Genomic DNA, 4,330 nt, shown 5'->3' with positions numbered 1-4,330 from the left:
CTCAGGGATCAAGAAGGTGGACCGCGCCGTTGTCGCTTCGGCCTCAGGGATCAAGAAGGTGGACCGCGCCGTTGTCGCTTCGGCCTCAGGGATCAAGGGGGCGACCGTCAGAGACTGGCTGCCGAACGGGTCACCGAGGCCACGTCGATAGCGGCCTCCGCCCAAGCCTCGCGCAGGGCGTCGACACCTTTGAGCCGTACCCATGCCGCCTCGTTGGCGGTGATCGGGACGGCCCTCAGCAGTGTCACCGGATCCATCGGCTCGAGTAGCCTCACCTCGCCGAGGTCGTCGGGCTCCAGGACGAGTGCGGTGCACGACGATCCGTCCCACACCGGTTCACCGAGGTCGATCAGTGCGTCGGCGGCCAGGATCAGACCCTCGACGGCCGGTGCCGCGGCGATCGTCGCGAGCCGTTTGTGCAGGCCCGGCAGGGCGTGGCCGGCGTGCATCCGCACCACGATCTCCGCACGCGGACCGCGCACCGGATCGGGATTGAAGTCGGACGGGTCGCTCATCGGATGCCGCGCACATCCGCAGGTCAGATACACCAGCTCCGAGCCGACGGCATAGCGCAGCACCTCGATCGGTTCGACCCCCAGAAACGTCACCGACGCCTTCTGCGGCTGCGCGCCCAACCGTTCGGTCGCGAATGCCGTCACCACCTCACCCACTGATGTGCTCACCCGACCACCGTATCGCTCGCTACGCTGACCGGGTGGCGCGAGATACCGGATTCCCCGCCGCCGACGCCGGGAACGACTTCAGCAGGATGCGCCGGCAGGCCGAGCTCTCGCGCCTGGTGCACTGGATGCGCCGCCAGCCCGCCGATATCAACGAGATCCTGCCGTTCGAGGAGGTGGTGGCCGCTCTCGGCCGCACCGGCGAATCGCCGCTGGGGCTGCAGCAGGTGCAGGTCCGCAGCATCGTCGGAAGTGTCGACCGCACCAGGGATTTCGACCGCAACTTCCGGCCCACGTCGTCGCATGTGCGGGCGCGCTGGGAACGGCTGGCGACCGCGCAACGGCGTGGTGAGTCGATGCCGCCGGTCGAGCTGTACCGGGTGGGCAGCATGCATTTCGTCATCGACGGACACCACCGGGTGTCCATCGCGATCGCCCGGCACGAACCGGTGATCGACGCCTACGTCACCGAAATCCGCACCCGTATCTCTCCCGACGGCATCAATGCGCCGTCGGACCTGATTCTCAAGGACCACCGACGGCTGTTCCTGTCCCGGGTGCCGCTCGCCGATGGTCAGGCCGACGCCGTCCGCCTCACCGACCCGCCGCACTACGCCCAACTCGCAGAAGCCGTGGAGGCGTGGGGGTTTCGACTCACCCAGGAGATCGGCGATTTTCTCTCCCGCCCCGAGGTGGCCCGGCGGTGGTTCGGTGAGGAATTCCTGCCCGTCGTGCGCATGGCACGGCGCGCCGGAATCCGGGCCGACATCGACAGCGACGCCGAACTCTACCTGTGGCTCGCCGGCGAACGCTACCGCCTGTTCCGCAGACACATCTGGGACGACGCGGTGTTCGAGCAACTCTCCGACGCCGCCCGCCGCTACCGGCGCTGAGGTGCCCGTAGCGTCGATATCGGTTGCTACAGGCGGAGATTGGCTCCCGAGGACTGGTCGAAGACCGCGACCTTGCGGGTGTCGTAGAACAGTTCGGTGCGGCTGCCGCGGGTGGCCTGCGATTCCGGGGAGAGCCGGGCGACGAACTGGCCGGCACCCACCGACGCGGCGTCGGCGTGGGAGGCGCCCTGGTGATCGAGATCGAAATAGGCGTACTTGTCCGAACCCATCGATTCCAGCACGCCGATGTCGGCGGTGAAAGTTCCTCCGGCAGATCGGGTCTCGGAGTCGATGAGCGCGGCGTCCTCCAGGTTCTCCGGGCGGATACCGATCAGCACGTCGCCATCGCCCTTCGCACCCGCCACGACCTGATTGTGGTCGGGCAGCGTGACCTTGCCGATGGGCGTGTCGATGGCATCGGCACCGAGCCGGCCGGGGATGAAGTTCATCGACGGCGAGCCGATGAAACCGGCGACGAACAGATTCACCGGATTGTTGTACAACTCCTGCGGCGACCCGATCTGCTGCACATAGCCACCGCGCAACACCACCACCCGATCACCGAGGGTCATCGCCTCGGTCTGGTCGTGCGTCACGTACACGGTGGTGGTGCCCAGGCGGCGCTGTAACTGGGAGATCTCGGTGCGCATCTGCACGCGCAGCTTGGCGTCGAGGTTCGACAGCGGCTCGTCCATCAGGAATGCCTTGGGCGAGCGCACGATTGCCCGGCCCATCGCCACGCGTTGCCGCTGACCACCGGACAGGTTCGCCGGCTTGCGATCCAGATACGAGGTCAGGTCGAGAATGCGTGCGGCCTCCTCCACCTTCTTGTTGATCGTGTCCTTGTCGAGCTTGGCCAGCGTGAGCGGGAACGCGATGTTCTGCCGCACCGACATGTGCGGATACAGCGCGTAGCTCTGGAACACCATCGCGATGTCGCGGTCCTTGGGGGCGCGTTCGTTGACCCGCTCCCCGCCGATCCGCAGCTCGCCGGAGGTGATGTCTTCCAGCCCGGCGATCATGTTGAGAGTGGTCGACTTTCCGCAGCCCGACGGGCCGACCAGGATGATGAACTCGCCGTCGGCGATGTCGATGTTCACCTCGTGCACGGCGGTGGAGCCGTCGGGGTACTTCTTGGAGACTTTGTCCAGAACGATGTCGGCCATGGAGCTATCCCTTCACCGCGCCGGAGGTCAGACCGGCGACGATACGACGTTGGAAGAAGAGCACAAAGATGATGATCGGGATGGTGATGACGACGGCCGCGGCCGCGATCGATCCCGTCGGTTCCTCGAACTGCGACGAACCGGTGAAGTTGGCGATCGCCACCGGCGCGGTGATTGCGCGGTTGGTGGAGGTCAGCGACAGGGCCAGGAGCAGATCGTTCCAGGCGAAGATGAACACCAGGATGGCCGCGGTGACCACGCCCGGCGCGGCCAGCGGCGCGATGACCTTGGTGAACGCCTGAAACGGGGTGGCGCCGTCCATCTTCGCCGCCTTCTCCAGCTCCCACGGAATCTCCCGGAAGAACGAGGACAGCGTGTAGATCGCCAGCGGCAACGCGAACGTGATGTACGGCAGGATCAGGCCCGGCCAGGTGTCGAACAGGCCGATGGCACGTTCGATGTTGAACATCGGCGTCACCAGCGACACCTGCGGGAACATCGCGATCAGCAGCGCCGCCCCGATCAGCAGCTTCTTGCCGGGGAAATCGAGCCGGGCCACCGCGTAGGCGGCCATCGTGCCCAGCAGCACCGCGATGAACGTGGTGATCAGGCCGATGCCGATCGAGTTGCGCAGCGCCGCGGTGAAGTCACCCGCGTCGAAGATGTCCTTGTAGTTGTCGAAAGTCCATTCCTTGGGTATGAAACTGCCGTCCTTGACGGTGCCCGGCGGTTTGAACGACAACGATACGATCCACAGCAGCGGGATAATCGCGTAGAGCACCACCAGCAGGTTGGCGACGCTCCACCACGCCTTCTTCGATCCGGTGTTGTTCATGCCCTACCGCCCCTCGTTGTCAGAGCCGGGTGCCGCCGTGCCGAAGCCCTTGACGAACACGAATGCGATGATCGCGACGCATAGGAAGATCAGGATGCTGATCGCCGATCCCACACCGAGATTGAATGCCTTGAACAGGTTGTCGTAGCCCAGCATCGACACCGAATAGGTGTTGTTGGAGCCCTTGGTGAGCACGTAGATGTTGTCGAACACCCGGAACGCGTCGAGGGTGCGGAACAGCAGGGCGGTGAGGATGGCCGGCTTCATCAACGGGATGATGATGCGCACCAACCTCGTCCACGCACCGGCGCCGTCGACCTGAGCCGCCTTGAGCAGGTCGTCGGGAACCAGCGCCAATCCGGCCAACAACAGCAGCGCCATGAACGGGGTGGTCTTCCACACCTCGGCGAGGATGATGATGAACAACGACGGCCACTGCTGGGTGAGCGGTGCGCTGCCGTCGGGCAACAGGTTGGCCAGATAGCCGGTGCCCGGGGTCCACGCATAGTACCAGGAGAATGCCGCGGCCACGGTGACGATCCCGTACGGGATGAGCACCACGGTGCGGATCACGCCCTTGCCGAAGATGGTGCGGTGCATCACCAGCGCTATGGCCATACCGAGCACCAGCTCGATGACCACCGAGACGACCGTGATGAACATCGTCACACCGAACGCCGTCCACCAGTACCCGTCCGAGAGCACGGTGGAGAAGTTGCTGAACCAGACGAAGCTGCGCTCACCCGGCGCCGACAG

The 4,330-nt window shown here is 65.4% G+C and carries 5 protein-coding genes; 1 reads left to right on the top strand and 4 read right to left on the bottom strand.

Translation table 11 applies throughout. From position 1 onward, the window contains the following. Positions 1 to 107: 107 nt before the first annotated feature. Positions 108 to 683, bottom strand: a complete 576-nt coding sequence (locus Q0627_RS04645) for a suppressor of fused domain protein (protein WP_298808011.1) — start codon at positions 681 to 683, stop codon at positions 108 to 110. 32 nt (positions 684 to 715) lie between these two features. On the opposite strand from Q0627_RS04645, the gene Q0627_RS04640 reads away from it, so the two are divergent. Then, positions 716 to 1,573, top strand: coding sequence for a chromosome partitioning protein ParB (locus Q0627_RS04640; RefSeq protein ID WP_298808009.1), 858 nt, complete (start codon positions 716 to 718; stop codon positions 1,571 to 1,573). A 26-nt stretch (positions 1,574 to 1,599) separates the two neighbouring features. Here Q0627_RS04640 and Q0627_RS04635 read toward each other — a convergent pair whose 3' ends face one another. The 3 genes from Q0627_RS04635 to Q0627_RS04625 form a co-directional block, all read right to left on the bottom strand. Beyond that, entirely contained in the window at positions 1,600 to 2,739 is a 1,140-nt protein-coding gene (locus tag Q0627_RS04635) for an ABC transporter ATP-binding protein (RefSeq protein WP_298808007.1), read from the bottom strand. A gap of 4 nt (positions 2,740 to 2,743) precedes the next feature. Beyond that, entirely contained in the window at positions 2,744 to 3,574 is an 831-nt protein-coding gene (locus Q0627_RS04630) for a carbohydrate ABC transporter permease (protein WP_213248319.1), read from the bottom strand. 3 nt (positions 3,575 to 3,577) lie between these two features. Beyond that, on the bottom strand, positions 3,578 to 4,330 hold a 753-nt coding region (locus Q0627_RS04625; protein WP_298807985.1), incomplete at its 5' end, for a carbohydrate ABC transporter permease.

The organism is uncultured Gordonia sp., assembly GCF_937858515.1.
Taxonomy (GTDB): domain Bacteria; phylum Actinomycetota; class Actinomycetes; order Mycobacteriales; family Mycobacteriaceae; genus Gordonia.
The sequence above is the reverse complement of the archived record's forward strand: the minus strand, read 5'-3'. Positions and strand labels throughout refer to the sequence as shown.